The organism is Pseudomonas sp. NFPP07 (genome assembly GCF_900115645.1).
Classification (GTDB): Bacteria; Pseudomonadota; Gammaproteobacteria; order Pseudomonadales; family Pseudomonadaceae; genus Aquipseudomonas; species Aquipseudomonas chlororaphis.
On the sequence record NZ_FOXG01000001.1, the window covers coordinates 601,246 to 627,375 of the forward strand.

Genomic DNA, 26,130 nt, shown 5'->3' on the forward strand with positions numbered 1-26,130 from the left:
GCTCCTGCTATAGCTCCAGCAGGCTGCGTTTCGGCGCGCTCCACAAAAACAATTAAATGAAGGATCCGTCATGGATAACTCGCAAACCCTGCCTCTTGGGTCGGCAGCTGCGCCTGCCAAAGAAAAGACCACCGCCAGCCGCCTGAAATCGATCTTCAGCGGTTCGGTCGGCAACATGGTCGAGTGGTACGACTGGTACGTCTACGCCGCCTTCTCCCTGTACTTCGCCAAAGTCTTCTTCCCCAAGGGCGACACTACCGCGCAACTGCTGAACACCGCCGCGATCTTCGCCGTGGGCTTCCTGATGCGTCCGATCGGCGGCTGGCTGATGGGGCTCTACGCTGACCGCAAGGGCCGCAAGGCCGCATTGATGGCCTCGGTGCTGCTGATGTGCTTCGGCTCGCTGATCATCGCCCTGACTCCCGGCTACGAGACCATCGGCGTCGGCGCTCCGATCCTGCTGGTGCTGGCGCGCCTGATGCAGGGCCTGTCGGTCGGCGGCGAATATGGCACCTCGGCCACCTACCTCAGCGAGATGGCGACCAAGGAACGTCGTGGCTTTTTCTCCAGCTTCCAGTACGTGACCCTGATCTCCGGCCAGCTCATCGCCCTGGCGGTGCTGATCGTGCTGCAGAACGTGCTGACCACCGAGGAGCTGCAATCCTGGGGCTGGCGCATTCCGTTCGGCATCGGCGCCCTGTGCGCGATCGTCGCGCTGTACCTGCGTCGTGGCATGGAAGAAACCGAGTCCTTCACCAAGAAGAAGGAAAAGCCGAAAGAAAGCCTGATGCGCACCCTGATGCGTCATCCGAAAGAGCTGATGACCGTGGTCGGCCTGACCATGGGCGGCACCCTGGCCTTCTACACCTACACCACCTACATGCAGAAATACCTGGTGAACACCGTCGGCATGAGCATCTCCGACTCCACCACCATTTCCGCGGCGACCCTGTTCCTGTTCATGTGCCTGCAACCGGTGGTCGGCGCGCTGTCGGACAAGATCGGCCGCCGTCCGATCCTGATCGCCTTCGGCATCCTCGGTACCCTTTTCACCGTGCCGATCCTCACCACCCTGCACACCATCCAGAGCTGGTGGGGCGCGTTCTTCCTGATCATGGCGGCGCTGATCATCGTCAGCGGCTACACCTCGATCAACGCGGTGGTCAAGGCCGAGCTGTTCCCGACCGAGATCCGCGCCCTGGGCGTGGGCCTGCCCTACGCGCTGACCGTATCGATCTTCGGCGGCACCGCCGAATACATCGCGCTGTGGTTCAAGAGCGTCGGCATGGAAACCGGTTACTACTGGTATGTCACCGCCTGCATCGCCGTGTCGCTGCTGGTCTACATCACCATGAAAGACACGCGCAAACACTCGCGGATCGAGACTGACTGACCGGCAAGAAAAAGCGCGAGGGTGCAAGGCCCTCGCGCTGTCGTGTCAGGTAATGCTCCTGTAGAAGCGAGGCTTGCCCCGCGATAGCCGCAACGCACCGTTCCACGATCAAGGCCCGCCCTCCAGCTCACGTAGCAAGCCCTCCGGCATTCATCGCCAACAGCATTCCCGCCCCTGCCGGGCAAACCGTTGATCGTGATTTCTCGACGGTGCGGACAGGTTAATGACCGGTTAATGCCCAGCCCTCACTCTGCCTCCATCGAAATCGGTGTCGGCGCCTCAAACGCGGCAGAAGCAGGAAAGAGGCTTTATGCAGCGATTCTTGACGCCAAAAACATCTATTAATTCGATACTTTTCAGCATTTATTTGCGCTTTTTAATCAAATTAACTGGCGTACTATCCATTTCACACCCACTGCACAAAACGTCAACGAACCTGGAGTGACCCTCATGAAAAGCAAACTGATCCTCGCCCTGACCCTTTCCGTACTGGCTGCCAATACCTTTGCCGCCGATGGTTACGACCGCACCGGCTCGGCCACTTTCACCTCGGGTAGCTCGGCCAGCGCCAGCCTGGCTTCCGACGGTTTCGATCGCACCGGCACCGCCGCCGCTATCGCCTCCGATGGCTTCGATCACACCGGCACCGCAGGCGCAGTCGCTGCCGATGGTTTCGACCACACCGGCACCGCTGACGCAATCGCTGCCGACGGCTTCGACCACACCGGCACCGCTGACGCAATCGCTGCCGACGGCTTCGACCACACCGGTACCGCAGGCGCAATCGCTGCCGACGGCTTCGATCGCACCGGGACTGCCGCCGCCATCGGCTAACCCTCAGGGATGCCCCGCAGCCCGGCTTCGGCCGGGCTTAGTTGTTTCTGGCCCGGGGAAAACCGCACGGCGCAAGGCTGGCATTCACTTTCAATGGCTTGCACTATGGCAGCCTTCCCTCTTTGTCCGCGCAAGAGCCTGCTATGTCCGAAGACATCCATTACTACGAACCCGCCCAGGGCCACGGCCTGCCCCATGATCCGTTCAACGCCATCGTCGGCCCGCGCCCGATCGGCTGGATCTCCTCCCAGGACCAGCAAGGCCGGCTGAACCTGGCGCCCTACAGTTTTTTCAACGCCTTCAATTACATTCCACCGATCATCGGTTTCTCCAGCGTCGGTCGCAAAGACAGCCTGAACAACATCGAGCAGACCGGCGAGTTCGCCTGGAACCTCGCCACCCGCCCGCTCGCCGAGCGGATGAACCAGAGCTGCGCGGCCGTGCCGGCCGAGGTCAATGAGTTCGAACTGGCGGGGTTGACGCCCGTGGCCTCGAAAGTGATTGCGGTGCCGCGGGTAGCCGAAAGCCCGGTGTCCTTCGAGTGCAAGGTCACGCAGATCATTCAACTGCAGCGCGCGGATCAGGAGTTGGTGCCCAGCTGGCTGATCCTCGGCGAAGTGGTCGCCGTGCATATCGCCAAGTGGCTGCTCAAGGACGGGGTATACGACACCGCCGCGGCAGAGCCGATTCTGCGCGGCGGCGGGCCAGCGGATTATTTCCAGCTGGGGCCAGAGGCCTTGTTCAAGATGTTCCGCCCGGGGGCGGTCAGGTAGCTGCTCAAACCAACTAGCTGCGCAGATCAGGTAGCGACCCGGATCAGGCCGTTTCCCAGGCCAGTTCGCCGTCTTCGGTCACGTCGATCAACTGCTCAAGCTTCTGCGCGGCAGCCTGGTCGGCGTCATGGGCGGTCTTGAATTTCTGGTCGTCGAGGACCTTGTGAAAGCGCGGTGCCCCTGAACCACCCAGGGCCTTGACCGCGATGGCGGCGCTGTAGCCCCCTTCACCTGGAACCACGGCGGAAACCGCTTCGTATGCTGCAAACTCTTTACGTGCCATGTTGCTGGTCCTGGCCAATGGAAAGTCGGCCATTCTAAACCCTCAGCTGGCCAGCTGGTGTACCGGTGCCCCGTTCAGTTGCGCGTATTCGCCTTCGGCCTGGGCCGCCGAGACGTCTCTGAAAGTATGGAAATCCAGGCTGTTGACCACCAGGTCCTGGACCAACTCGGCGAAGATCGCCATGGCCGGCGAACAGAAGTAATCGGTCATCGCCTGCTGGCTGCTCCAGAATCCGGATATCAGCCACAGGTCAGCGTCGCACTGCGAATGCTGCAAGGCGAACTGCAGGCAACCTTCGGCCTGGCGGGATGGTTCGATCAGACTGCTCAAGCGAGCACCCAACTCCGTTGAGCGGCCGGCGCGGGCGCGAACGAATGCCATATGGCTGACGGGAATATGCGTGGACATGTGCGACCCTCCCAGGGTGGTGTCGAGGCAGCCATGGGACGGGCTGCGACAGGATCCAAGATTAAGCGCCCGACGTAATGCTCGTTAGTCGATTCCTGCCGGCCTATTGCACAATCCTGCGAGTCTTGCCCGGGAACGCCGAATCCTGCCCGGCAAGCGGAAAAAAACCCACAACGTTGTTTCAAGCAAGTGACAGCCCGCGCACAGGACTCGACTCTACTCACGCGCGCACGCGTGGCAGGATCAGGCAAGATTTACGCAGGAATCGCCTACCCCTGGCGCTTGCACAAATTTAAGCTGTGGCCATTCGCAATCTTCTCGGAGGGGCCTTCATGTCATCGCTCGAAACCCAGCAGCCGCCACTGGATGCGGAGATGGAAAAACAGCGGGCGGAGCTGGCCGGGATCATTGCTCGCAATACCGGCGAAGACGGCAGCTATGCCACGGCGATCCAGTCGCTGTTCGTCTCGCGCCACAGCCATTCCCACGATTTCGCCTCGGTGCTGGCCCAACCGGCCCTGTGCATCATGGCCCAGGGGCGCAAGGAAGTGCGGCTGGCCGACGAGGAGTTCAACTACGACCCGCTCAACTATCTGGTGGTCTCGGTTTCCATGCCCTTGAGCGGGCGCCTGGCCGATGTCTCGCCGCTGGAGCCGGTCCTGGCCCTGCGCCTGGACATCGACCCGGCCGAGATCAGCACGCTGATCGCCGATGCCGGGCCGTTGGGGGTGCCGAACCGTCCTGTCGGCCGCGGCCTGTATGTGGAACGCCTGGACACGCCGATGCTCGACGCCGTGCTGCGCCTGACCCGCCTGCTGGACACACCCAAAGACATCGCCATGCTCGCGCCGCTGATTCGTCGGGAAATTCTCTACCGGCTGTTGCGCAGTCCGCAGGGCCACCGGTTGTATGAGATCGCCATCGCCAACAGCCAGAGCCACCGGGTCAGCCAGGCCATCAAATGGCTGAACGGCAACTACGAGCAACCGCTGCGCATCGACGATCTGGCGCGAGGGGTGAACCTCAGCGTGTCCACCCTGCACCACCGTTTCAAGGCCATGACCGCCATGAGCCCCTTGCAGTATCAGAAGCAACTGCGCCTGCAGGAAGCCCGGCGCCTGATGCTGACTGAAGGGCTGGAGGCGTCCGCCGCCGGTTACCGGGTCGGCTACGAAAGCCCCTCGCAGTTCAGCCGCGAATACAGCCGCCAGTTCGGCGCCCCGCCGCTGCGCGACATGGCGCGCCTGCGCAACAGCGTCTGATTCCCCCTTGTAGGAGCGAGCTTGCTCGCGATAGCCGCAAGGCGGCGCTCTATCTGTCGCACGGCGTCATCCTTGACCCGCATCGCGAGCAAGCTCGCTCCTACAGAAAACCATCTCGCCTCAAAAGGCTGTTACCTCGCGCGTATCACGTGCTTGATCTCCTGGAACGCCTGCAAACCCCAAGGCCCCAGCTCGCGGCCGATACTGCTCTGCTTGTAGCCGCCCCAGGCGGTCTGCGGGAAGATCACCTGCGGTGCGTTGATCCACACCAGCCCGGCCTGCAAGGCATTGGCGACTCGCTCGGCGTTCTGCACATCGGCGCCGACCACACTGGCCACCAGGCCGAATTCGCTGTCGTTGGCCAGCGCGATGGCCTCGGCCTCGCTGGCGAAACTGCGCACGCAGAGCACCGGGCCAAAGATCTCCTCACGCCACAGCGCACTGTCGAGGGGCACTTCGGTGAAGATCGTCGGCCGCACAAAAAAGCCGCGCGCGCGGTCCGCCGGGCGTTCGCCGCCACACACCAACTTGGCCCCGACACTCAGCCCGCGATCGATATGGCCCAGCACGCGCTGGTATTGCGCCTGGTTGACCAGCGCGCCCATCTCCACGTCCGGATCGAAAGGGTCCGCCACCCGAATCGCCTCGGCCCGTGCCTTGAGGCGCAGGAGGAATTCGTCCGCCAGTTCGTCGGCCACCAGCACCCGGCTGGTGGCGGAGCACATCTGCCCGGCGTTGAAAAAACCGCCGCCGCAGGCCAGCTCCACCGCCAGTTCGAGATCGGCATCGGCCAGCACCAGCAGCGAAGATTTGCCACCCAGTTCCAGGCTCACGCCCTTGACCGTCTCCGCAGCACGCTGCATGACCTGGACCCCGACCGCATTGCTGCCGGTAAAGGAAATCTTCGCCACCCGCGGATCGGCCGCCAGCGGCGCGCCCACCGCCAGGCCGGTGCCGCAGACCAGGTTGAACACGCCCTTGGGCAAGCCGCTCCCGGCGATGATCGCCGCCAGCTCCAGTTCCGGCAGCGGCGTGACTTCCGAGGGTTTGAGCACCACGCTGCAACCGGCGGCCAGGGCCGGCGCAAGCTTCCAGGCGGTGGTGACCATCGGGAAGTTCCACGGCACGATCAGGCCGACCACGCCACAAGGCTCACGCCGCACACGGGCGCTGAAATCATCGCTGGGCAGCGGTACATCGCGGTCCTGGGCGGCGTCCAGGCCTTCGGCCAGCCCCGCGTAGTACTCGAAGGTGGCAATCACGTCGTCGACGTCGATGGCCGCTTCGAATTGCGGCTTGCCGTTGTTGCTCGACTGCAGGTGCATCAGGCGTTCACGACGCTCGGCGACACCGGCGGCGATCCGCCGCAACACCGCGCCACGCTCGGCGCCGCTGGCCGCTGCCCACTTGGCGAGCCCGGCCTGGGCAGCGCTCACCGCCTGCTCGACACTGTGTGGGTCGCCGCCACCGACCACGGCCAGTGGCTCTTCGGTAGACGGATTGATCACCGGCAACAGCTCGCTGCCGGCATGCCACTGACCGTCGATGTACAGGCCGTTCAACAGGTTTGTCGGGTTCATGCCTGCACCGCCCGCATCCAGCCGGCCTGGTCGATTTCGATCAGGGTCGGGCCCTGGCGATCGCTGGCCGCGCGCAACGCATTACGCAATCCGTCGACGCTGTCGATGGCCTCGGCGGCGCAGCCCAGGGCCTTGGCCACGCCGATGAAGTCCGGCGTGTAGATGTCCACGCCCACCGGCTCGATGTCGCGGTTGACCATGTATTTCTTGATCTCTTCATAGCCCTGGTTATTCCACAGCAGCACGATGATTGGCGTGCGCGCTTCCACCGCGCAGGCCAGTTCCGACAGGGTGAACTGCAGGCCGCCGTCGCCGATCAGGCACGCCACCGGGCCCCGGGCGTTGCGTTCGGAAGCGCCACCGAGCCAGGCACCGATCGCCGCCGGCAAGGCATAACCCAAGGTGCCGTAGCCGGTCGAGGAGTTGAACCAGCGGCGCGGACGCTCGGGGTTGAAGGTCAGGTTGCCGCTGTACACCGGCTGCGTGGAGTCGCCAACGATGACGATCTGCGGCAGCTCCTGCAGGACGGTTTCGAGGAACAGGGTCTGCGCCCGGGTCGGTGCGTCCCACTGCTGCTCCAGTGCGCTACGCAGGGCAGCGGCACGGGCCGCGCCCCAGGCGCTGTCGCGCTCGCTCAACGATTGCTTGCCCAGCTCGGCCAGCAAGGCTTCGGTTGCGCTGTGCGCGTCGGCTACCAGCGCCACTTTCGGCGGATAGTTGCGCACGGTCTGGTCAGGGTCGATGTCGATGCGCAGCAAGGCGCCAGGAATCTCGAAACCGCCGGCGAAGGTCACGTCGTAATCGGTTTCGGCCAGCTCGGTGCCGATGGCCAGGACCACGTCGGCATCGGCCACCAGGGCACGGGTCGCCACCAGCGACTGGGTCGAACCGATCAGCAGCGGGTGCCGGGACGGCAGCATGCCCTTGGCATTGATGGTCAGGGCCACGGGCGCCTCGAGCCATTCGGCGAGGCGGGTCAGGGACGCGGCGGCATCGATCGCGCCACCGCCGGCGAGGATCAGCGGACGCCTGGCGCCGGCCAGCAGCTGGCTCATCCGCGCGATGGCGGCGGGCGCGGCGCCGGCCCGGGCGATGCTCACCGGCTCGCTGTCGAGCAGGTCGTCGGCCTCCTCCACCAGCACGTCGAGGGGGATTTCGATGTGCACCGGGCGCGGGCGACCAGCCTGGAACAGGGCGAAGGCGCGGGCCAGCACACCCGGCAGTTCCGCCGCGGACATCAGGGTATGGGAGAACGCCGCCACGCCGCCCACCAGGGCGCCCTGGTTCGGCAGTTCATGCAGCTTGCCACGGCCGCCGCCGAGCTGGCTGCGCGATTGCACGCTGGAGATCACCAGCATCGGAATCGAGTCGGCATAGGCCTGGCCCATGGCGGTGGTGATGTTGGTCATTCCCGGACCGGTGATGATGAAGCACACCCCCGGCTTGCCACTGGTGCGGGCATAACCGTCGGCCATGAAGCCGGCGCCCTGCTCGTGGCGCGGCGTGACATGCCGGATGCTCGAACGGGCCAGGCCGCGATACAGCTCGACGGTATGCACCCCGGGAATGCCGAAGACCTGCTCGACGCCATAACCTTCGAGTAACTTGACCAACACTTCGCCGCACGTCGCCATGTCTTGCCCTTTTTGTTCGCTTGAGACGGTATGCCTGGCTGGCCGCTGCATGGCCAGGCACGGGGAAGGCGTCATTGGAACGGGCCACGTGTAGCGGGAACAATGGATAAAAAGTCATACTCGCCATGTCCTCACGTCATGCCTTGGCCCTTTATGAAACGCCTCCCGCCCCTACCCGCGCTGCACACCTTTCTGATCGCCGCGCGCTGCTGCAACTTCACCCACGCGGCCGAGCAGTTGCATATCACCCAGGGTGCGGTGAGCCGGCAGATCGCCGGCCTGGAGAGTCACCTGGGTTATGCCTTGTTCCAGCGCCAGGCCCGCGGCCTGAGCCTGACGGCCGAAGGACGGGAATGGCTGCCACGGGTGGAACAGGTGTTCGGCCTGATCAGCGAGGGGGTGGAACAGGTCGGGGTGAACCGCGACACCCTGCAACTCAAGGCGTCCACCTGCGTGATGCGCTGGTTGTTGCCACGCCTGATGCAATGGCAGAAGGAGCGTCCGGACGTGCCTGTCCGGCTGACCACCACGGTGCAGCACGGGGTGGACTTCAGCCGCGAGCAGTTCGACGCCGCGGTGATTTACGGTGCCCCGCCACCTTCCACCCTCGGGGCCTATCACCTGTTCGACGAACAGCTGACGCCGGTGTGTTCACCTGCATTGCTCGAAGGGGCGATACCGCTCAAGACCCCGGCCGACCTGCAGCAACACATGCTGCTGCACCCGACCCTGGATACCCATGACTGGAATACCTGGCTGAAAGCCTCGGGAACGATGCTGAACAACATCGGCAAGGGCCAGCATTTCGAAACCCTGGACCTGGCGATGTCGGTTGCTTCCCAGGGGACGGGGGTAGCTATTGGCGATTGGGCATTGATCGGCGAAGACCTGAGCGCCGGGCGGCTGGTCATGCCATTTGAACTGAAGGTCCGCACCGGCCTGGGCTATTACCTGGTGCACCCCGATCGCTCGGCACCGTCGCCGCAGTTGCGGGCGTTGCTGGACTGGCTGGTGGAACAGGCCCGGGCCAGATAGCCCTGTAGCCGCTGGCGCAGCCTGCGATCGGCTGCGCAGCAGTCGTAAAACCAGACACCGCGCTCTTGCAGGTATCACCGCGGTGCCTGGATTACGAGCGCTACGCGCTCGATCGCAGCCTTCGGCAGCGGCTACAGGCTCAGTAACCGACCGTGAAACGCTGGCGGGAATGCTTCGGTGTTTCCAGCTCATCGATCATGGCGATGGCGTAGTCGGCGAAGGTGATCCAGCTCTTGCCTTCGGCGCTCACCAGCAGATGGTCCTGGCCCAGGCGGAACTGCCCGCGGCGCTCGCCTTCGACGAACTCCGCCGATGGCGACAGGAAGGTCCAGTCCAGCTCTTGTTCCTGGCGCAGGGTATCGAGGAACGCTGCGCCGGCACTGGCTTCGGCCTTGTATTCGTCCGGAAAACCGGCGGCATCGATCACCCGGCTGCCGTCGGGCAGCAGCAACGAACCGGCACCGCCCACCACCAGCAGGCGTTTGACCCCAGCCTTTTTCACCGGCTCGATCACGGCCTTGGGCGCGATGGTGGAAAAGTGCGCCGCGCTGATCACTGCATCGTGACCGGCGATCGCCGCTTGCAACGCCGCGCCGTCCAGCACGTCGACCGCCTTGCTCACCACACCGGCGCGATTGCCGATTTTCGCCGGGTTACGGGCAATCGCGGTAACGCTGTGACCACGACGCAGGGCTTCTTCCAGCAGTTGGCTACCGGCACGACCGGTGGCCCCAATGATTGCGATCTTGCTCATGACAGTTCTCCAGTTCCGATAAGTGACACAAAGCCTTACAGGGAATGCCCCCGCGCCAGGCGCGGGGACGGTCGAATCACCACTTCATTTCGCCCTTGGCGACCTTGGCGCTCAGCTCCAGGGAGCTGTCTTCGCCCAGGTCCGGGTAACGCTTTTTCATTGCCGCGATCAGTTCGGCGGAATCCTTGGCCTTGGCGGTCTCTTCATCGAAGGCCTTGATGTAGTCGGCGGTGAAATGCACAGGAGCCAGGGAGCGGGCGCTTTCGCCCAGGTAATGGCCGGGCACCACGGTCTGGGGTTTCAGCGCGGCGATAGTGTCCAGGGTGGTCAGCCAGTCCTTGTGGGATTGCGCGGTCTGGGTGTCGGCCATCCACACATGGATGTTTTCCGCGACCACCACGCCACCGACGACCGCCTTGATCGACGGGATCCAGACGAAGGTACGGTCAGGTTGCTTGCCGTCCAGGCCAATGATGTCCAGCGTCTGCCCTTCCAGGCTCAGGCTGTGGCCCTTGAGCACGCCCGGCACGATGGTCTTGGCCGGCACGTCGGCGCCCATTTTCGGGCCCCAGAATGCGAGCTTGCCGTCGACCGTGGCCTTGATGTGCTCGACGGTCGGCTGCGACGCCACGACCTTGGCCTTGGGGAAGGCCCGGGTGATGGTGTCCAGGCCGAAGTAGTAGTCCGGGTCACCGTGGCTGATGTAGATGGTGGTCAGCTGCTTGCCGCTGGCGCGGATCTTTTCCACCAGTTGCTCGGCCTGGGATTTGCCGAACTGCGCATCCACCAGGATCGCTTCCTTCTTGCCGCTGACCAGCACCGAAGTCACCGGGAAGATCGCCGCGGCGCCCGGGTTGTACACATCCAGGCTCAGGGCCGGCTCGACGGCGGCGGCATGGGCGGCGAAACCCAGGGTAGCGGTCGCCAGCAGCAGGCGCTTGAGTGAGGTGAATCCGATCATGTGCAGCTCCGATGGTCGTCGGCCGTAAGTGGCCAGGGGTAGGCGATGGGGATGAAGCTTAGTTGCCGCACTCGTTACAAAAAATGCGATGCTTGGACATAGTTTGTTTCTGAAAGCGGGCAAATCATGGATCGTCTTCAAGCAATGCGCGTCTTCGTCACCGTGGTCGACCTTGGCAGCCAGTCGGCCGCCGCCGACCACCTGGACCTCTCGCGGCCGGTGGTTTCGCGCTATCTGGCGGAACTGGAGGACTGGGTCGGCGCCCGGCTGATGCACCGCACCACCCGCAAGCTGAGCCTGACCGCGGCGGGCACGGAGATCCTGCCCCGCTGCCGGCAGATGCTCGAGTTGTCGACGGACATGCAGGCCGCCGTCAGCGAACCCGACGACGCGCCCCGCGGCTTGCTGCGCATCAGCGTCAGCACCTCGTTCGGCCAGGCCCAGCTGGCCGATGCCATGGCCACCTACGTCAAGCGTTACCCCGGCGTCAGCATCGACCTGCAGATGCTCGACCGCACGGTGAACCTGGTGGACGAGCGCATCGACCTGGCGATCCGCACCAGCAACGACCTGGACCCGAACCTGATCGCCCGGCGGCTGACGGTCTGCCGCTCGGTGATCTGCGCCTCCCCGGACTACCTGCGTGAGCACCCGGCGCCGCAACGCGTCGAGGAACTCAGCCAGCACAACTGCCTGACCCACTCCTATTTCGGCAAGAGCCTGTGGCATTTCGAGCAGGACGGCGAACAGGTTTCGGTCCCGGTGCAGGGCAATATCAGCGCCAACGAAGCCAGCACCCTGTTGCGCGCGACCATGGTCGGGGCCGGCGTGGCCATGCTGCCCAGCTTCCTGGCCGGGGTGCATATCCACAGCGGCGAACTGGTGCGCCTGCTGCCCCACGCAGAGCCCCGGCAAATGAACATGTACGCGGTCTACGCCTCGCGCAAACACATGCCGGCGGCCCTGCGCAGCATGCTGGATTTCCTGGTGCTGCGTTTCCCCGAGGAGCCGGAGTGGGACAAGGGCCTTTAAAGCCCGATAAGACCGCTGAATACCCCGTCAACACGCTGCCGGCGACCATGGCTGATCCCTATGGCTGATCTATGCTGATAACAGTACCCCCACACGCGCAGGGGTATTCGTTCAGAGGTGTTTGCCATGAACATCAAAACAAGAAGATACCTGGCCATTTTCGTCACCTGCACCGCGACCCTGGCGCTGTATGGAACAGCGGCCTATCGCGTCGAGCAGGCCCGGCAACAGCCCCGTGTCTACGCCAGTTGCAACGTCGACCAGTGCATCCCGCATACCGCGACCCTCAACTCCCTGAAATGATGCAGGCGCGCGGCGTCACTGTTCGTGATCGGTCTTCAGCCGGTCGCGGAAAGCCTTGGGCGAGATCCCGACCCGGCGGCGGAACAGCCGCGTGAAGTTGGTGGGATCGGAAAACCCCAGGGTGTCGGAAATCTCGTAGATGGTCATGCTGGTGTAGGTCAGCAGGCGCTTGGCCTCCAGCAGCTGACGCTCATGCATGATCTGCAGGGCCGGCTGGCCCGCCAGTTCACGGCAGGTGCCATTGAGGTGGGAAACGGAAATCCCCAGCTTGTGCGCCAGGTCCTCGACCTTCACATGCTCGCGATAGTGGACCTCCACCAGTTGGATATACCCATTGAAATACTCCCGTGCCCGCTGCGGTCGCTGGCTGGCGCTGCGGCGCCGGATCGCCTGGCGGCTGACCCACACCATGATCACGCTGACCAACGAGTGCATGAGCATTTCCCGCGCCGGCTCACGCCCCTGGTACTCGTTTTGCAACGCGGCAAACAGGCTGTTCAGGTAGTCGCCGTCGGCGCCCGCCGGGTAGCTCTCGGCCACGGCCAGGGCATTTACCGAATGCCCCAGCTGGGCTTGCAGATGGGCCATCAAGGGCGCCGCCAGGGTCACCACATAACCGTCGATGTCTTCGGAAAAACGAAAGCCGTGCACCGACAGGGCCGGCAGGATCTGTAGCGCCGACTCTCCCAGCAGCGTGCGCTGGCCTTCGATCTCAAGCTCGGCCTGGCCGCGATGCACGAACAGTAATTGACAGAGATCGGCATGCCGATGCGGCTTGATTTCCCAATGGTGCTCGCGGCTGCGCTTGGAAATGGTTTCGCAGTGCAGCAGGTCCGGTGTCGGCCAATCCAGGCTTTCCCCATAGAGTTTGAACACCGGAATTGAAGGCAAGGCAGGCTTATTCATAACTGCAATCCAGGCCTCTGGGTGACGGGCGATAATCGCACCGATTGGTGAAATGAACAGGTATCGGCTCAGTTTTCACCTTCAACTGACAGCATCACAAGTGAAAAATGCAGGCACTCGAAACATAAAAATCAGTCAGCGAACCTGTTCGCGTGAAGCTTGCGAGTCATAAAAACAATGAAAACCCTGAAAACTCAAGTCGCCATCATTGGCGCCGGCCCCTCCGGACTCCTGCTTGGCCAACTGCTGCACAAGGCCGGCATCGATACCCTGATCCTCGAACGACAAACCCCGGATTACGTACTCGGGCGCATCCGCGCCGGGGTGCTGGAACAAGGCATGGTCGACCTGCTGCGCCAGGCCGGGGTCAGCCAGCGCATGGACGCCGAAGGCCTGGTGCACGGAGGCTTCGAACTGGCCCTCGACGGCCGTCGGGTGGCCATTGACCTGCACGCCCTCACTGGCGGCAAGAGCGTCACGATCTACGGCCAGACCGAAGTCACCCGCGACCTGATGCAAGCCCGCCAGGCCGTCGGCGCCCGGACCCTGTACCAGGCCGACAACGTGCGCCCTCACGACATGCACAGCGACCAGCCCTACCTGACCTTCGATTACCAGGGCGAGCCCCATCGCCTGGACTGCGACTACATCGCCGGCTGCGACGGGTTCCACGGTGTCGCCCGGCAGTCGATCCCGGCCGACAAGCTCAAGGTTTTCGAACGCGTCTATCCGTTCGGCTGGCTCGGCATTCTCGCCGACACCCCACCGGTCCACGACGAACTGGTCTACGCCCGCCACGAACGCGGCTTTGCCCTGTGCAGCATGCGGTCGACCACCCGCACCCGCTACTACCTGCAAGTACCGGCAGAGGAAAATGTCGCCGACTGGTCCGATCAACGTTTCTGGGACGAGCTCAAGAAGCGCCTGCCCGAGGAGCTGGCCGAGCGCCTGGTGACCGGGCCGTCGATCGAGAAAAGCATCGCGCCGCTGCGCAGCTTCGTGGTCGAGCCGATGCAATACGGGCGGCTGTTCCTGGTCGGCGACGCCGCGCACATAGTGCCGCCCACCGGGGCCAAGGGCCTGAACCTGGCCGCCAGCGATGTCAGCACGCTGTTCAACATCCTGCTCAAGGTCTACCGCGAGCAGCGCACCGACCTGCTGCAGAAGTATTCGCAAATCTGCCTGCGGCGGATCTGGAAAGCCGAGCGTTTCTCCTGGTGGATGACCGCGATGCTGCACCGTTTCCCCGACTCCGACGACTTCAGCCAGCGCATCGCCGAGTCGGAGCTGGCGTACTTCGTCGACTCCGAGGCCGGGCGTAAAACCATCGCGGAAAATTACGTCGGCCTTCCTTACGAGGCTATCGAGTAGGAGCCTATCGAGTACACTGGCGAGCATTCCCGCTCGCCTTGCACCCTGCGGGTCAATCACTGCCCGCAGGTTATTTCGTGTCCAATCCCAACCAGCCTGGCCAACCCCAATTGGCTCTTCGCAGCGTACTGATCGCCCTGATGCTGGCGATCTTCCTCGGCGCCCTGGACCAGACCATAGTCGCGGTCTCCATGCCCGCCATCTCCGCGCAATTCAAGGATGTCAGCCTGCTGGCCTGGGTGATTTCCGGCTACATGGTGGCCATGACCGTGTCGGTGCCGATCTACGGCAAGCTCGGCGACCTCTATGGGCGGCGCAAGCTGATGCTGTTCGGCATGGGCCTGTTCACCCTGGCGTCGCTGTTCTGCGGCATGGCGCAGAACATGGAACAGCTGGTGCTGGCGCGGATCTTCCAGGGCATCGGCGCCGGCGGGATGATTTCGGTCAGCCAGGCGATCATCGGCGACATCGTGCCGCCTCGCGAGCGCGGGCGTTACCAGGGCTATTTCAGCAGCATGTACGCGGCGGCCAGCGTCGCCGGCCCGGTGCTCGGCGGCTACATGACCGAATACCTGTCCTGGCGCTGGGTGTTCCTGATCAACCTGCCCCTGGGCCTGGGCGCCTGGCTGGTGGCCCGGCGCAACCTGCGGGGGCTGCCGATTCCACAGCGCAAACCGATCATCGACTACCTCGGAACGCTGCTGATGATCATCGGCCTGACGGCCCTGCTGCTGGCGATCACCCATTTCGGCCAGGGTCACGCCTGGCGCAGCAGCGAAGTGCTGGGCCTGCTGGCGTGTGCCGTCGTCGCCCTGGCCCTGTTCGCCTGGCATGAACGGCGCACGCAAGAGCCGCTGCTGCCCATGCACCTGTTCGCCAATCGCAACGCCATGTTGTGCTGGTGCACGGTGTTCTTCACCAGCTTCCAGGCCATCTCGCTGACGGTGCTGATGCCGTTGCGCTTTCAGAGCGTCACCGGCGCCGGTGCCGACAGTGCGGCATTGCACCTGCTGCCGCTGGCCATCGGCCTGCCGATGGGCGCCTACTTCGCCGGGCGCATGACCTCGGTGACCGGTCGCTACAAACCGATGATCCTCGGTGGCGCCCTGCTGATGCCGCTGACCGTTCTCGGCATGGCCTTCAGCCCGCCCCAGGCGGTGCTGCTGAGCAGTGTGTTCATGTTGTTCAGCGGGATTGCCTCGGGCATGCAGTTCCCGACATCACTGGTGGGCAGCCAGAACTCGGTGGAACAACGGGACATCGGGGTCGCCACCAGCACCACCAACCTGTTCCGCTCCCTGGGCGGTGCGGTGGGCGTGGCCTTGATGTCGGCGCTGTTGCTGGCGCTGTTGCAGGATTCCAGCTTCGCCCAATTGAGCGGCTCGGCGCTGATCGGCGAAGGCCACTCGGGCAATGTGCTGCTCGACGGCCTGAACGCCGCGCCGGGTCCGGAACAGGGAGCCTTGCGGGCTGAGTTGCTGCTGACCTTCAAACACTTGCTGATGGTCAGTGCGGCGGTGTCGTTGCTGGGGCTGGCGGCGGCGCTGGCCATGCCCAACGCGCTGCTGCGCGGGCGCGAAGACAAGGTCAAATAACGGCATCGCCAGCCAGCTCTGCTACAGGCGAGCTGGCTGGCGACCGACCGTCACGGGCTGTAGTACCCCACCGCCACCAGGAAGTGCCCGACCTTGCGCAGGTAGGCGTGCTTGTCTTCCACCTTGGCCGTCACCGGGTTCTTCCAGCGGTACTCATACTCGCCCTGATCCTGGGTGGCCATCAGCGCCAGGATCGGCTCGCCCACCGGTTTGCCGTCCGGGTCCTTGACCTTGCCGAAGTCGGTATTGATCAACCGCAGATTGGTGCCGTGGGCCACGTAGCGCTGGTTGTCCAGGTCGACCACAAACACATACAGGTCGTCCTGCAGGAAACCGCCCTTGAGCGAGTTGATCGCTGTCAGCGTGCCCTTCTCGTCCTTGACCAGTTCGGTGGCCGCCTTGTCCAGCAAGGCTTTGGCCTGCTCGGCGGAAGCCCGTGGCAGGTAATAGCCGACCGCCAGGATCCGTTCGCCGACCCGCTGGTAATACACATGCTTGCGCTCGACCTTGCCGTCGGCCCAGTTCTGCCAGCGGTATTCGGCTTGCTGGATACCATTGCCCTCGGGAATCTTCAGCGCGTCCTTGAAGGCCTTTTGCAGATCCGGCCCGAGCACCTCGGAAACATCGCGGCCAATCAGCGCCGACGACGGCCCGCCACTGGCCAGCATCACCCCCTGGGTGTCGACCACAAACACATAACGGTCCTTGTCGACGAACTCGCCCTGGCGGCTGAACGCGGCGAAGGCCTTGTCACCGTGGTCGTGGTAATAGGCCAGGGCCTTCTCCAGCAGGGCCTTGGCCGCCGTGGCATCGTCCGCCGCCTGGACCTGGCCGGCGCAGAACATCAGCAACCCTCCCAGCACCGTGGCTCTAAGCAATCCCCTCATTGCGCGTCCCTCGTTCTTGTTGGTGTTTCAAGAGCGTAGACGGCTGCGGGATATGGTCGAGTATTCAGCGAAGCAGGGAGGCGAGAGGCAAAACCGCGACCTTCCCACGCCACGCGCGGGAAGGTCGCCAGGGTCAAGGGCGGGTATTGAGCTGCTGCTGCAGATTCTGGATCTGGTTCTGCAGGGTATTGATGTTGCGAGTGACCTGGCCGCGGAAAGCGTCGAACTCGGCGGTGTTGGTGCCGCCCTGGGCCGCGGCGGGACGATTGTCCTGCTGGCTCTTGAGCACGATGATGTCCTGCTCCAGACGCTCGATGGCGGCGCTCGGGTTGCCCTGTTTCTTCAAGGCGGCGATCTCGGCGTTCAGGCTCTTGAACTGGGCATCGACCTTGCTGGTGTCGGCAGGCGCGCTTTTCAGGGCGGCCAGTTCGCTGCCCAAGGTTTTCACCTGTGCCTGCAACTGGGTATTGGCCGCCTGCTGCTCGGTGGCTTGCGCGGTCATCTGGGCCAGGCGCTTGTCCAGGTCCGTGGCCTGCCCGGCCACGCCTTGCTGCTGCTTGCCCTGGTCCTGCAGACGGCTTTCCAGCTGCTTGATCTGCAGCTTCAAAGCTTCGCTGTCGCTGTTGACGCTGGACTGGCTGGCCACCACCTTGCCGGAAATATCCTGCAGGCGCCCCGCCGCTTCTTCGCTGATGCGGGCGAAACTTTCCTGGGTGGCGACCAGTTGCTGCTCCATCAGCGAGATCTGCTGGAAGCTCCACCAGGCCAGGCCGATAAAGGCGAAGAACAAGGCGCCGACCAGCGCCCAGAGCGGCCCGGCACTCGGTGCCTTGACCTTGGCTGCCGGCACGCTGCGCGAATGCACCGAAGTACGCGCGCGGCCCGCGGCGGTGGTCGGGAAATCATCGTCGAGGGTATCGGCACGCAGGCTTGGAACATCGTCGAAGTCGTCGTTGGCATCGTTACGCATGGGGCAACCTTTCTAAAACCGCGGTGATAGCTGAATGCGGCGAGTATAAACCGCTAACCCGCCGCCCTGATCGACCCTGAACCCCAAACTCGGTTCAGTGTTTATTTTCAGCGTATGTCCTGGGCCTTCCACCAGCCGCAGAATTCATCCAGGGCCGTCCACAGGCTGACCTTAGGTTCGTAATCCAGATAATGGCGGGCGCGGCTGATATCCAGGGTGAAGTTCTTGTTCATGACCTGCATGCCCAGGCGCGACAGGGTCGGCTCCGGACGGCCCGGCCAGAGCTTGCAGAAGCCTTCATTGAGGGCCGCCACGCTGTAGGCCAGGCCAAAGGAGCGGTAGCGCGTGACCTGCGGCACACCCATCTGGCGCATCACGTAGTTCACCACGTCCCACAACGGCACGGGCGCGCCGTTACTGATGTTGTAGGCCTTGCCCAGGGCCGAGCCGCTGGCCAGCAGGCTGCTGAGCAGCGCTTCGTTGAGGTTTTGCACACTGGTGAAATCGACCTTGTTCAGGCCGTTGCCGATGATCGCCAGGCGGCCCTTGCGCTGCATCTTCAACAGGCGCGGGAAAATGCTCATGTCGCCGGCGCCGGTGACAAAGCGCGGGCGCAGCGCCAGCACCTCCAGGCCGAACTCCTGGGCGCCGAACACCTTCTGCTCCGCCAGGTATTTGGTGGCGGCATAAGGGTGCTTGAAGCGCTTGGGCACCTGCTCCTCGGTCAGGCCCAGATGGTCGCGACCGTCGAAATAGATCGACGGCGACGACAGATGCACCAGGCGCCGGACATGGCGCTTGAGGCAGGCTTCGACCACATTTTCGGTGACCAGCACGTTGCCCTGATGAAAATCCTGATAGCGCCCCCAGAGCCCCACCGCCCCCGCGCAATGCACCACCGCGTCGACATCGCGACACAGGTCGCGCACCAGGTCCGCGTCGCTCAAGTCGCCCTGGACGAACTCGGCCCCGCGCCGCACCAGATGCTCCACACCTTCGGCCCGACGCCCGTTGACCCGTACATCCAGGCCCTGCTCAAGGGCAAAACGCGCGAAGCGTCCACCAATGAAGCCGCTTGCGCCGGTGACCAGAATTTTCATGACTTGCTCCTAAAAAAACGCAGTGACGAGCTACAAGCTGCAAGCTGCAAGTTGAAAACCAAAGCGCAAGCTGCCCACTTGGAGCTTGTCGCTTGACGCTTATGGCTGCTCCAAGGGCACCAGCCATTGCGCCGAAGAACGCGCCAGGTGCTCGGTGAGCAGGCCCAGCAGTTGGCCACCATTGCGCCAATGATGCCAGTACAGCGGCACATCGATCGGCTTATCTGGCAAAAGCTCCACCAACACACCCCGCGCCAACTGGTCGCGCACCTGCAATTCGGGCACCAGCCCCCAGCCCAGGCCGGCCTCGGTCAGGCGGATAAAACCCTCGGACGAGGGACACAGGTGATGCTCGAACCCGCCGTCGACACCCAGCGCCGCCAGGTAGCGGTGCTGCAGGAAATCGTCCGGGCCGAACACCAGGGCTGGCGTGCGGGCCAGGCGCTCGGCTTGCACGCCTTGCGGAAAATGCCGCGCAAGGAAGGCCGGGCTGGCCAGGGCACGGTAGCGCATGGCGCCCAGCAGCACGCTGCGGGCGCCCGCCACCGGCCGCTCGCTGGCGCAGACACAGGCCGCCACTTCGCCGGCGCGCATGCGCTTGAGGCCCACGGTCTGGTCTTCGACGATCAGGTCGAGGAGCAAGTGCTGCTCGGCACAGAAGTCGCCCACCGCCTCGGCCCACCAGGTGGCCAGGCTGTCGGCGTTGAGGGCAATGCGCAGACGCTCCGGCAAACCTTCCTCGTCCAGGGCCGGCACCTGGCTCTGCAGGTCGCGTTCGAGCAGGCGTACCTGCTGCACATGGTTGAGCAGGCGCCGGCCGATTTCCGTCGGCGCCGGCGGCGTGACCCGCACCAGCACCGGCTGGCCGATCCGCGCTTCGAGCAGCTTGATCCGCTGGGAAATGGCCGACTGCGACAACCCCAGCACCTGCGCGGCACGCTCGAATCCGGCCTGTTCGATCACCGCGGCCAGGGCGGACAGCAATTTATAGTCGAACATCAGTTTTCCTAATGAGCGATCAGCAATATTGGTTTTTCTTATACAGCCTGCAACCGGAGAATAGCCAGCATGCTTTCTCGTTCAAGGACCTTTTTCATGGCTGGCGAAACCTCCCTCGATACCCTGCTGCGCAGCATGAGCCCGCAGCTCAACCACGGCGACTACGTGTTCTGCTCCATCGCCGATCGCGCGCTGCTCGAAGGTAGCGACGTACTGGGCAGCTTTCGCGAGCAGGAAGGACTCACGGTGATCCTCGAGCGCCAGCAGGCCGAGCGGCTGGGGCTGAGTTTCGATTACGTCGCGGCCTGGATCACCCTGAACGTGCATTCGGCCCTGGAAGCCGTCGGCCTGACCGCGGCGTTCGCCAGCGCCCTGGGCAAGGCCGGGATCAGCTGCAACGTGATCGCCGGCTACTACCACGATCATCTGTTTGTCGGTAAGGCCGATGCCGAGCGCGCCATGGGCGTGCTGCGGCAACTGGCGGCGGGCGAGGAGTAAACGCCATGTGGCAGAGCTACGTTAACGGGCTGCTGGTGGCGGCCGGGCTGATCATGGCGATCGGCAGCCAGAATGCGTTTGTCCTGGCCCAGAGCCTGCGGCGCGAACACCACCTGCCGGTGGCCGTGCTGTGCGTGACCTGCGATGCGTTGCTGGTGGCGGCCGGGGTATTCGGCCTGGCCACGGTGCTGGCGCAGAGCCCGACACTGCTGGCGGTTGCCCGCTGGGGCGGCGCCGCGTTCCTGATCTGGTACGGCAGCCAGGCCCTGCGTCGCGCCTGTTCCAGACAGAGCCTGCAGCAGGGCGAGAACCAGACCGTGCGCTCGCTGCGCGCGGTGCTGCTCAGTGCGCTGGCGGTGACCCTGCTCAACCCCCATGTGTACCTGGACACGGTGCTGCTGATCGGCTCGCTGGGGGCGCAACAGACCGAACCCGGCGCCTATGTGGTCGGGGCGGCCAGTGCTTCGCTGCTATGGTTTTTCACCCTCGCCCTCGGCGCCGCATGGCTGGCTCCGTGGCTGGCACGGCCGAGCACCTGGCGCATTCTCGACCTGCTGGTGGCGGTGATGATGTTCAGCGTCGCGGTTCAACTCATCACTGCCGCATGATTTATTCCAAAAGGCTAAGGGGATGCCCTCACTAAATGACGAGCGCGCCGCCGCCCCGCAAAGCGCAAGACTAGGCGTGAGGAGCGTGGTTTGGTGGTCCAAATGAGCGACGAACAACGACGGATTGCGCTTTGCGGGGCGACGGCCCTTCGGGTTGGCGCTGTGATCGTGCCATGCTGCGTTGCGGGACTTGAAGAGGCAAAAAGCATCCTCTGCATCCCGCGCCTTGCCTGGCACGATCACAGCGCCAACGCGTTTCGTCATTTAGCGAGGGCATCCCCTTGAACCTCTATCCCACACAGTTGTTGCGTGGTTAAGCCGCACCCCCGGTGCTATGATCCGAACCCTGCGCCGCAAAGAGTACAAACTCCCCGGCGCTTGTCTGGCCGCCCGTGATCGGCCTTGCGCTCACCGCAACTGACCTGATTAGGAGAATCATCATGGCTTTCGAATTGCCGCCGCTGCCTTACGCACACGATGCCCTGCAGCCGCACATTTCCAAGGAAACCCTGGAATACCACCACGACAAGCACCACAACACCTATGTCGTGAACCTGAACAACCTGGTGCCAGGCACCGAGTTCGAAGGCAAGACCCTGGAAGAGATCGTCAAGTCTTCCTCGGGCGGTATCTTCAACAACGCCGCTCAGGTCTGGAACCACACTTTCTACTGGAACTGCCTGGCACCAAACGCCGGCGGTCAACCAACCGGCGCTCTGGCTGAAGCCATCAACGCCGCTTTCGGCTCGTTCGACAAGTTCAAAGAAGAATTCACCAAGACTTCCGTCGGCACCTTCGGTTCCGGTTGGGGCTGGCTGGTGAAAAAGGCTGACGGTTCCCTGGCCCTGGCCAGCACCATCGGCGCCGGCAACCCGCTGACCAGCGGCGACACCCCGCTGCTGACCTGCGACGTCTGGGAACACGCTTACTACATCGACTACCGCAACCTGCGTCCTAAATACGTCGAAGCGTTCTGGAACCTGGTCAACTGGAAATTCGTGGCCGAGCAGTTCGAAGGCAAGACCTTCGTCGCCTAAGCCCGTTTGCAGTCAAAAAAACCCGGCATTGCCGGGTTTTTTCGTTTTACCGGCAAGCGGCCGGCTTGCCGCGCCAGCCCGGCGCGCTAACATCCGCTCAGGTAAAAAATCGCCGCTGTCCCTCAAGTTGCAAGGCTTGGCTACCGACATATAACCGATAAGCGCGGATATGCTGGCTCCCGGCATTCCAACCAAGCCTCCAGGTGAAATATCCTGGGCCTGATTGTCCCTTTGACTGCCATCACGGGATTGCCAATACTCATGGCAACTTGACGCTACCCGCACGGAACAAGGAATAACCCTTTGAAGCTGGAACTCAAAAACAGCTTGTCGGTGAAGTTGCTCCGGGTTGTGCTGCTGTCGGCACTGATAGTGGGCGTAGTGCTGAGCTGCGCACAAATCGTCTTCGATGCTTATAAGACTCGGCAGGCGGTCGCTAATGATGCCCAGCGCATTCTCGACATGTTTCGCGACCCCTCGACCCAGGCCGTCTACAGCCTGGACCGCGAAATGGGCATGCAAGTCATCGAAGGCCTGTTCCAGGACGATGCTGTGCGCATGGCCTCCATTGGCCATCCCAACGAAACCATGCTCGCGGAAAAAACCCGTGAATTGCAGAACTCCCCCAGCCGCTGGCTGACCGATCTGATCCTCGGCAAGGAGCGCACTTTCACCACCCAATTGGTGGGTCGCGGGCCCTACAGCGAATACTACGGCGACCTGAGCATCACCCTGGACACGGCCACCTACGGCCAGGGGTTTATCGTCAGCTCGGTGATCATTTTCATTTCCGGCGTACTGCGCGCCCTGGCCATGGGCCTGGTGCTGTACCTGGTTTACCACTGGCTGCTGACCAAGCCGCTGTCGCGGATCATCGAGCACCTGACCACCATCAACCCGGACCGCCCCAGCGAACATCAGATCCCGTTGCTCAAGGGCCACGAGCGAAACGAGCTGGGGATCTGGATCAATACCGCCAACCAGCTGCTGGCATCGATCGAACGCAACACGCACCTGCGCCATGAAGCGGAAAACAGCCTGTTGCGCATGGCCCAGTACGACTTCCTCACCGGCCTGCCCAACCGCCAGCAACTGCAGCAGCAACTGGACAAGATCCTGATCGACGCCGGCCGCCTGCAACGCCGGGTCGCGGTGCTCTGTGTCGGCCTCGACGACTTCAAGGGCATCAACGAACAGTTCAGCTACCAGACCGGCGACCAGTTGCTGCTGGCCCTGGCCGATCGCCTGCGGGCCCACAGTGGCCGCCTGGGCGCCCTCGCCCGCCTCGGCGGCGACCAGTTCGCCCTGGTCCAGGCCGATATCGAACAACCCTACGAAGCCGCCGAACTGGCGCAGAGCATTCTCGACGACCTGGAAGCACCGTTCGCCCTCGACCACCAGGAAATCCGCCTGCGCGCCACCATCGGCATCACCCTGTTCCCGGAAGACGGCGACAGCACCGAGAAGCTGCTACAGAAAGCCGAGCAGACCATGACCCTGGCCAAGAGCCGGTCGCGCAACCGTTATCAGTTCTATATCGCCAGCGTCGACAGCGAGATGCGCCGGCGCCGCGAACTGGAAAAAGACCTGCGCGAAGCCCTGAGCCGCGAGCAGTTCCACCTGGTCTACCAGCCGCAGATCAGCTACCGCGATCATCGGGTGGTCGGGGTCGAGGCGCTGCTGCGCTGGCAGCACCCGGAACACGGTTTCGTCCCGCCAGACCTGTTCATTCCCCTGGCCGAGCAGAACGGCACCATCATCGCCATCGGCGAATGGGTGCTGGACCAGGCCTGCCGCCAACTGCGCGAATGGCATGACCTGGGCTTCAGCGACCTGCGCATGGCGGTCAACCTGTCCACCGTGCAACTGCACCACGCCGAGCTGCCGCGGGTGGTCAACAACCTGCTGCAGATCTATCGCCTGCCGCCGCGCAGCCTGGAGCTGGAAGTCACCGAAACCGGCCTGATGGAAGACATCAGCACCGCTGCCCAGCACCTGTTGAGCCTGCGCCGTTCGGGGGCGCTGATCGCCATCGACGACTTCGGTACCGGCTACTCGTCCCTGAGCTACCTCAAGAGCCTGCCGCTGGACAAGATCAAGATCGACAAGAGCTTCGTCCAGGACCTGCTGGATGACGACGACGATGCGACCATCGTGCGGGCGATCATCCAGCTGGGCAAAAGCCTGGGCATGCAGGTGATCGCCGAGGGCGTGGAAACCGCCGAGCAAGAGGCCTACATCATCTCCGAAGGCTGCCACGAAGGTCAGGGTTATCACTACAGCAAACCCCTGCCGGCACGGGAGCTGAGCGTCTACCTGAAACAGGCCCAGCGCAGTAACGCGGCCATCTTCTGAAGACCCGATTGCGCGCATAAGCCTGATCCAGCGCAATCGCGTTCTGAATAGGAAATATTTACAACCGCAACCCTTTACACATAATGCAAATCTTTCGCATTATGTCGCAGTTTTGCGCGTCCCCCGCGCCACTCCACCCCTCTCTCGAAGCAGGATGTTCGCCATGATTCGTATGCCTCTGGCTACCGCCAGTCTGTTGGCCATCGCTATTTCCCTCGCCGGTTGCGGCGAAGGCAAAGACCAGGCTGCCGCGCCGCAAGCCGCTACCCCAGCCGCCAGCACCGCAGCCCCGGCCACCGCTCCTGCGGCCGGCAAGGTCGATGAAGCGGCGGCCAAGGCGGTCGTCGCGCATTACGCCGACATGGTCTTCGCCGTGTACAGCGATGCCGAATCCACCGCGAAGACCCTGCAGACCGCGATCGACGCCTTCCTCGCCAAGCCCAACGCCGACACCCTGAAAGCCGCCAAGGCTGCCTGGGTCGCGGCTCGCGTGCCTTACCTGCAGAGCGAAGTGTTCCGCTTCGGCAACACCATCGTCGACGACTGGGAAGGCCAGGTGAACTCCTGGCCGCTGGACGAAGGCCTGATCGACTACGTCGACAAGTCCTACGAGCACGCGCTGGGTAACCCGGGCGCCACCGCCAACATCATCGCCAACACTGAAGTCCAGGTCGGCGAAGACAAGGTCGACGTGAAAGACATCACTCCGGAAAAACTCGCCAGCCTCAACGAGCTGGGCGGTTCCGAGGCCAACGTCGCCACCGGCTACCACGCCATCGAATTCCTGCTCTGGGGCCAGGACCTGAACGGCACCGGCCCTGGCGCCGGCAACCGTCCGGCTTCCGACTACCTGGAAGGCGCCGGCGCCACCGGCGGCCACAACGACCGTCGCCGTGCCTACCTGAAAGCCGTGACCCAACTGCTGGTCAACGACCTGGAAGAAATGGTCGGCAACTGGAAGCCGAACGTGGCCGACAACTACCGCGCCACCCTGGAAGCCGAACCGGCTGAAAGCGGCCTGCGCAAAATGCTGTTCGGCATGGGCAGCCTGTCCCTGGGCGAACTGGCGGGCGAGCGCATGAAGGTGTCCCTGGAAGCCAACTCCCCTGAAGACGAACAGGACTGCTTCAGCGACAACACCCACAACTCGCACTTCTACGATGCCAAGGGCATCCGCAACGTGTACCTGGGCGAATACACCCGCGTCGACGGCACCAAGCTGACCGGCGCCAGCCTGTCGTCGCTGGTGGCGAAAATCGACCCGGCCGCCGACACCGCATTGAAAGCCGACCTGGCCGCCACCGAAGCCAAGATCCAGGTCATGGTCGATCACGCCAACAAGGGTGAGCACTACGACCAGCTGATCGCTGCCGGCAACGACGCGGGCAACCAGATCGTGCGTGACGCCATCGCCGCACTGGTCAAGCAGACCGGTTCGATCGAACAGGCCGCGGGCAAGCTGGGCATCAGCGACCTGAACCCGGACAACGCCGATCACGAGTTCTGATCACTGTTGCGGGAATGAAAAGGCGACCTTCGGGTCGCCTTTTTT

General features: G+C 63.6%; 25 protein-coding genes. 14 read left to right on the forward strand and 11 right to left on the reverse strand.

Annotated elements, in window-relative coordinates; translation table 11 throughout:
• Window positions 1–70: 70 nt before the first annotated feature.
• The 3 genes from BM019_RS02850 to BM019_RS02860 all read left to right on the forward strand — a co-directional run bounded on the left by BM019_RS02850 (window position 71) and on the right by BM019_RS02860 (window position 3,000).
• Window positions 71–1,393 (forward strand): MFS transporter, encoded by a 1,323-nt coding sequence (locus BM019_RS02850; RefSeq protein WP_009045321.1) that lies wholly within the window; start codon window positions 71–73, stop codon window positions 1,391–1,393.
• A gap of 450 nt (window positions 1,394–1,843) precedes the next feature.
• Complete coding sequence (locus BM019_RS02855) at window positions 1,844–2,227, forward strand: hypothetical protein (protein ID WP_092417549.1); 384 nt, start codon at window positions 1,844–1,846, stop codon at window positions 2,225–2,227.
• A 143-nt stretch (window positions 2,228–2,370) separates the two neighbouring features.
• Complete coding sequence (locus BM019_RS02860) at window positions 2,371–3,000, forward strand: flavin reductase family protein (RefSeq protein ID WP_009045323.1); 630 nt, start codon at window positions 2,371–2,373, stop codon at window positions 2,998–3,000.
• A 43-nt stretch (window positions 3,001–3,043) separates the two neighbouring features.
• On the opposite strand, the gene BM019_RS02865 is transcribed toward BM019_RS02860, so the two are convergent.
• Together BM019_RS02865 and BM019_RS02870 are read right to left on the reverse strand one after the other, a co-directional pair.
• Window positions 3,044–3,316 carry a hypothetical protein gene (locus BM019_RS02865; protein WP_009045324.1) on the reverse strand — a complete coding sequence of 91 codons (273 nt, stop codon included), beginning with the start codon at window positions 3,314–3,316 and terminating at the stop codon, window positions 3,044–3,046.
• A 9-nt stretch (window positions 3,317–3,325) separates the two neighbouring features.
• Window positions 3,326–3,691: an antibiotic biosynthesis monooxygenase family protein gene (locus BM019_RS02870; protein WP_092417550.1), complete on the reverse strand. Its 366-nt coding sequence runs from the start codon at window positions 3,689–3,691 to the stop codon at window positions 3,326–3,328.
• A gap of 332 nt (window positions 3,692–4,023) precedes the next feature.
• On the opposite strand from BM019_RS02870, the gene BM019_RS02875 reads away from it, so the two are divergent.
• The gene (locus BM019_RS02875; RefSeq protein WP_092417551.1) at window positions 4,024–4,953 is read left to right on the forward strand and encodes an AraC family transcriptional regulator; all 930 of its coding nucleotides are present in this window, start codon (window positions 4,024–4,026) and stop codon (window positions 4,951–4,953) included.
• 131 nt (window positions 4,954–5,084) lie between these two features.
• Here BM019_RS02875 and BM019_RS02880 read toward each other — a convergent pair whose 3' ends face one another.
• Entirely contained in the window at window positions 5,085–6,533 is a 1,449-nt protein-coding gene (locus BM019_RS02880; RefSeq protein WP_092417552.1) for an aldehyde dehydrogenase family protein, read from the reverse strand.
• On the reverse strand, window positions 6,530–8,167 hold the full coding sequence (locus BM019_RS02885; RefSeq protein WP_092417553.1) for a 5-guanidino-2-oxopentanoate decarboxylase: 1,638 nt from the start codon (window positions 8,165–8,167) through the stop codon (window positions 6,530–6,532). The genes BM019_RS02880 and BM019_RS02885 overlap by 4 nt, the downstream gene beginning before the upstream one ends.
• A 153-nt stretch (window positions 8,168–8,320) precedes the next feature.
• Between BM019_RS02885 and BM019_RS02890 the strand changes: the two genes are divergently transcribed.
• Window positions 8,321–9,202: a LysR substrate-binding domain-containing protein gene (locus BM019_RS02890; protein WP_092417750.1), complete on the forward strand. Its 882-nt coding sequence runs from the start codon at window positions 8,321–8,323 to the stop codon at window positions 9,200–9,202.
• Between the two features lie 139 nt (window positions 9,203–9,341).
• Here BM019_RS02890 and BM019_RS02895 read toward each other — a convergent pair whose 3' ends face one another.
• Together BM019_RS02895 and BM019_RS02900 are read right to left on the reverse strand one after the other, a co-directional pair.
• On the reverse strand, window positions 9,342–9,956 hold the full coding sequence (locus tag BM019_RS02895) for an NAD(P)-dependent oxidoreductase (protein WP_092417554.1): 615 nt from the start codon (window positions 9,954–9,956) through the stop codon (window positions 9,342–9,344).
• A gap of 76 nt (window positions 9,957–10,032) precedes the next feature.
• Complete coding sequence (locus tag BM019_RS02900) at window positions 10,033–10,917, reverse strand: MBL fold metallo-hydrolase (protein WP_092417555.1); 885 nt, start codon at window positions 10,915–10,917, stop codon at window positions 10,033–10,035.
• Window positions 10,918–11,043: 126 nt separating this feature from the next.
• On the opposite strand from BM019_RS02900, the gene BM019_RS02905 reads away from it, so the two are divergent.
• Both BM019_RS02905 and BM019_RS30720 read left to right on the forward strand, forming a co-directional pair.
• Entirely contained in the window at window positions 11,044–11,949 is a 906-nt protein-coding gene (locus BM019_RS02905; protein ID WP_009045331.1) for a LysR family transcriptional regulator, read from the forward strand.
• A 126-nt stretch (window positions 11,950–12,075) separates the two neighbouring features.
• Entirely contained in the window at window positions 12,076–12,252 is a 177-nt protein-coding gene (locus BM019_RS30720) for a hypothetical protein (protein ID WP_009045332.1), read from the forward strand.
• A gap of 15 nt (window positions 12,253–12,267) precedes the next feature.
• Here BM019_RS30720 and BM019_RS02910 read toward each other — a convergent pair whose 3' ends face one another.
• Window positions 12,268–13,158 (reverse strand): helix-turn-helix domain-containing protein, encoded by an 891-nt coding sequence (locus tag BM019_RS02910; RefSeq protein WP_092417556.1) that lies wholly within the window; start codon window positions 13,156–13,158, stop codon window positions 12,268–12,270.
• Between the two features lie 186 nt (window positions 13,159–13,344).
• On the opposite strand from BM019_RS02910, the gene pobA reads away from it, so the two are divergent.
• Entirely contained in the window at window positions 13,345–14,529 is a 1,185-nt protein-coding gene (pobA, locus tag BM019_RS02915; protein WP_175510584.1) for a 4-hydroxybenzoate 3-monooxygenase, read from the forward strand.
• Between the two features lie 77 nt (window positions 14,530–14,606).
• Window positions 14,607–16,124 (forward strand): MDR family MFS transporter, encoded by a 1,518-nt coding sequence (locus BM019_RS02920; RefSeq protein ID WP_092417557.1) that lies wholly within the window; start codon window positions 14,607–14,609, stop codon window positions 16,122–16,124.
• Between the two features lie 50 nt (window positions 16,125–16,174).
• On the opposite strand, the gene BM019_RS02925 is transcribed toward BM019_RS02920, so the two are convergent.
• From BM019_RS02925 to BM019_RS02940, 4 genes are all read right to left on the reverse strand, one after another.
• Window positions 16,175–17,011: a cache domain-containing protein gene (locus tag BM019_RS02925; RefSeq protein ID WP_092417558.1), complete on the reverse strand. Its 837-nt coding sequence runs from the start codon at window positions 17,009–17,011 to the stop codon at window positions 16,175–16,177.
• A 133-nt stretch (window positions 17,012–17,144) separates the two neighbouring features.
• Window positions 17,145–17,981 (reverse strand): ATPase, encoded by an 837-nt coding sequence (locus tag BM019_RS02930; RefSeq protein ID WP_092417559.1) that lies wholly within the window; start codon window positions 17,979–17,981, stop codon window positions 17,145–17,147.
• 107 nt (window positions 17,982–18,088) lie between these two features.
• A complete protein-coding gene (locus BM019_RS02935; RefSeq protein ID WP_009045338.1) occupies window positions 18,089–19,081 on the reverse strand; it encodes an NAD-dependent epimerase/dehydratase family protein in 993 nt (330 codons plus the stop codon).
• A 99-nt stretch (window positions 19,082–19,180) separates the two neighbouring features.
• A complete protein-coding gene (locus BM019_RS02940; RefSeq protein ID WP_087090178.1) occupies window positions 19,181–20,080 on the reverse strand; it encodes a LysR family transcriptional regulator ArgP in 900 nt (299 codons plus the stop codon).
• 96 nt (window positions 20,081–20,176) lie between these two features.
• On the opposite strand from BM019_RS02940, the gene BM019_RS02945 reads away from it, so the two are divergent.
• From BM019_RS02945 to BM019_RS02965, 5 genes are all read left to right on the forward strand, one after another.
• On the forward strand, window positions 20,177–20,578 hold the full coding sequence (locus tag BM019_RS02945) for an ACT domain-containing protein (RefSeq protein WP_092417560.1): 402 nt from the start codon (window positions 20,177–20,179) through the stop codon (window positions 20,576–20,578).
• 5 nt (window positions 20,579–20,583) lie between these two features.
• Window positions 20,584–21,186, forward strand: coding sequence for a LysE/ArgO family amino acid transporter (locus tag BM019_RS02950; RefSeq protein WP_085532143.1), 603 nt, complete (start codon window positions 20,584–20,586; stop codon window positions 21,184–21,186).
• Between the two features lie 440 nt (window positions 21,187–21,626).
• On the forward strand, window positions 21,627–22,223 hold the full coding sequence (locus BM019_RS02955; protein ID WP_007929765.1) for a superoxide dismutase: 597 nt from the start codon (window positions 21,627–21,629) through the stop codon (window positions 22,221–22,223).
• 303 nt (window positions 22,224–22,526) lie between these two features.
• On the forward strand, window positions 22,527–24,578 hold the full coding sequence (locus BM019_RS02960; protein WP_092417561.1) for a putative bifunctional diguanylate cyclase/phosphodiesterase: 2,052 nt from the start codon (window positions 22,527–22,529) through the stop codon (window positions 24,576–24,578).
• Between the two features lie 163 nt (window positions 24,579–24,741).
• Window positions 24,742–26,085, forward strand: a complete 1,344-nt coding sequence (locus BM019_RS02965) for an imelysin family protein (protein WP_009045343.1) — start codon at window positions 24,742–24,744, stop codon at window positions 26,083–26,085.
• Window positions 26,086–26,130 lie beyond the last annotated feature (45 nt).

Bases quoted from the DNA above. Each gene is read 5' to 3' on its own strand.
- BM019_RS02850 (WP_009045321.1), top strand. From the start codon at position 71: ATGGATAACTCGCAAACCCTGCCTCTTGGGTCGGCAGCTGCGCCTGCC.
- BM019_RS02855 (WP_092417549.1), top strand. From the start codon at position 1,844: ATGAAAAGCAAACTGATCCTCGCCCTGACCCTTTCCGTACTGGCTGCC.
- BM019_RS02860 (WP_009045323.1), top strand. From the start codon at position 2,371: ATGTCCGAAGACATCCATTACTACGAACCCGCCCAGGGCCACGGCCTG.
- BM019_RS02865 (WP_009045324.1), bottom strand. From the start codon at position 3,316: ATGGCCGACTTTCCATTGGCCAGGACCAGCAACATGGCACGTAAAGAG.
- BM019_RS02870 (WP_092417550.1), bottom strand. From the start codon at position 3,691: ATGTCCACGCATATTCCCGTCAGCCATATGGCATTCGTTCGCGCCCGC.
- BM019_RS02875 (WP_092417551.1), top strand. From the start codon at position 4,024: ATGTCATCGCTCGAAACCCAGCAGCCGCCACTGGATGCGGAGATGGAA.
- BM019_RS02880 (WP_092417552.1), bottom strand. From the start codon at position 6,533: ATGAACCCGACAAACCTGTTGAACGGCCTGTACATCGACGGTCAGTGG.
- BM019_RS02885 (WP_092417553.1), bottom strand. From the start codon at position 8,167: ATGGCGACGTGCGGCGAAGTGTTGGTCAAGTTACTCGAAGGTTATGGC.
- BM019_RS02890 (WP_092417750.1), top strand. From the start codon at position 8,321: ATGAAACGCCTCCCGCCCCTACCCGCGCTGCACACCTTTCTGATCGCC.
- BM019_RS02895 (WP_092417554.1), bottom strand. From the start codon at position 9,956: ATGAGCAAGATCGCAATCATTGGGGCCACCGGTCGTGCCGGTAGCCAA.
- BM019_RS02900 (WP_092417555.1), bottom strand. From the start codon at position 10,917: ATGATCGGATTCACCTCACTCAAGCGCCTGCTGCTGGCGACCGCTACC.
- BM019_RS02905 (WP_009045331.1), top strand. From the start codon at position 11,044: ATGGATCGTCTTCAAGCAATGCGCGTCTTCGTCACCGTGGTCGACCTT.
- BM019_RS30720 (WP_009045332.1), top strand. From the start codon at position 12,076: ATGAACATCAAAACAAGAAGATACCTGGCCATTTTCGTCACCTGCACC.
- BM019_RS02910 (WP_092417556.1), bottom strand. From the start codon at position 13,158: ATGAATAAGCCTGCCTTGCCTTCAATTCCGGTGTTCAAACTCTATGGG.
- BM019_RS02925 (WP_092417558.1), bottom strand. From the start codon at position 17,011: ATGAGGGGATTGCTTAGAGCCACGGTGCTGGGAGGGTTGCTGATGTTC.
- BM019_RS02930 (WP_092417559.1), bottom strand. From the start codon at position 17,981: ATGCGTAACGATGCCAACGACGACTTCGACGATGTTCCAAGCCTGCGT.
- BM019_RS02935 (WP_009045338.1), bottom strand. From the start codon at position 19,081: ATGAAAATTCTGGTCACCGGCGCAAGCGGCTTCATTGGTGGACGCTTC.
- BM019_RS02940 (WP_087090178.1), bottom strand. From the start codon at position 20,080: ATGTTCGACTATAAATTGCTGTCCGCCCTGGCCGCGGTGATCGAACAG.
- BM019_RS02945 (WP_092417560.1), top strand. From the start codon at position 20,177: ATGGCTGGCGAAACCTCCCTCGATACCCTGCTGCGCAGCATGAGCCCG.
- BM019_RS02950 (WP_085532143.1), top strand. From the start codon at position 20,584: ATGTGGCAGAGCTACGTTAACGGGCTGCTGGTGGCGGCCGGGCTGATC.
- BM019_RS02955 (WP_007929765.1), top strand. From the start codon at position 21,627: ATGGCTTTCGAATTGCCGCCGCTGCCTTACGCACACGATGCCCTGCAG.
- BM019_RS02965 (WP_009045343.1), top strand. From the start codon at position 24,742: ATGATTCGTATGCCTCTGGCTACCGCCAGTCTGTTGGCCATCGCTATT.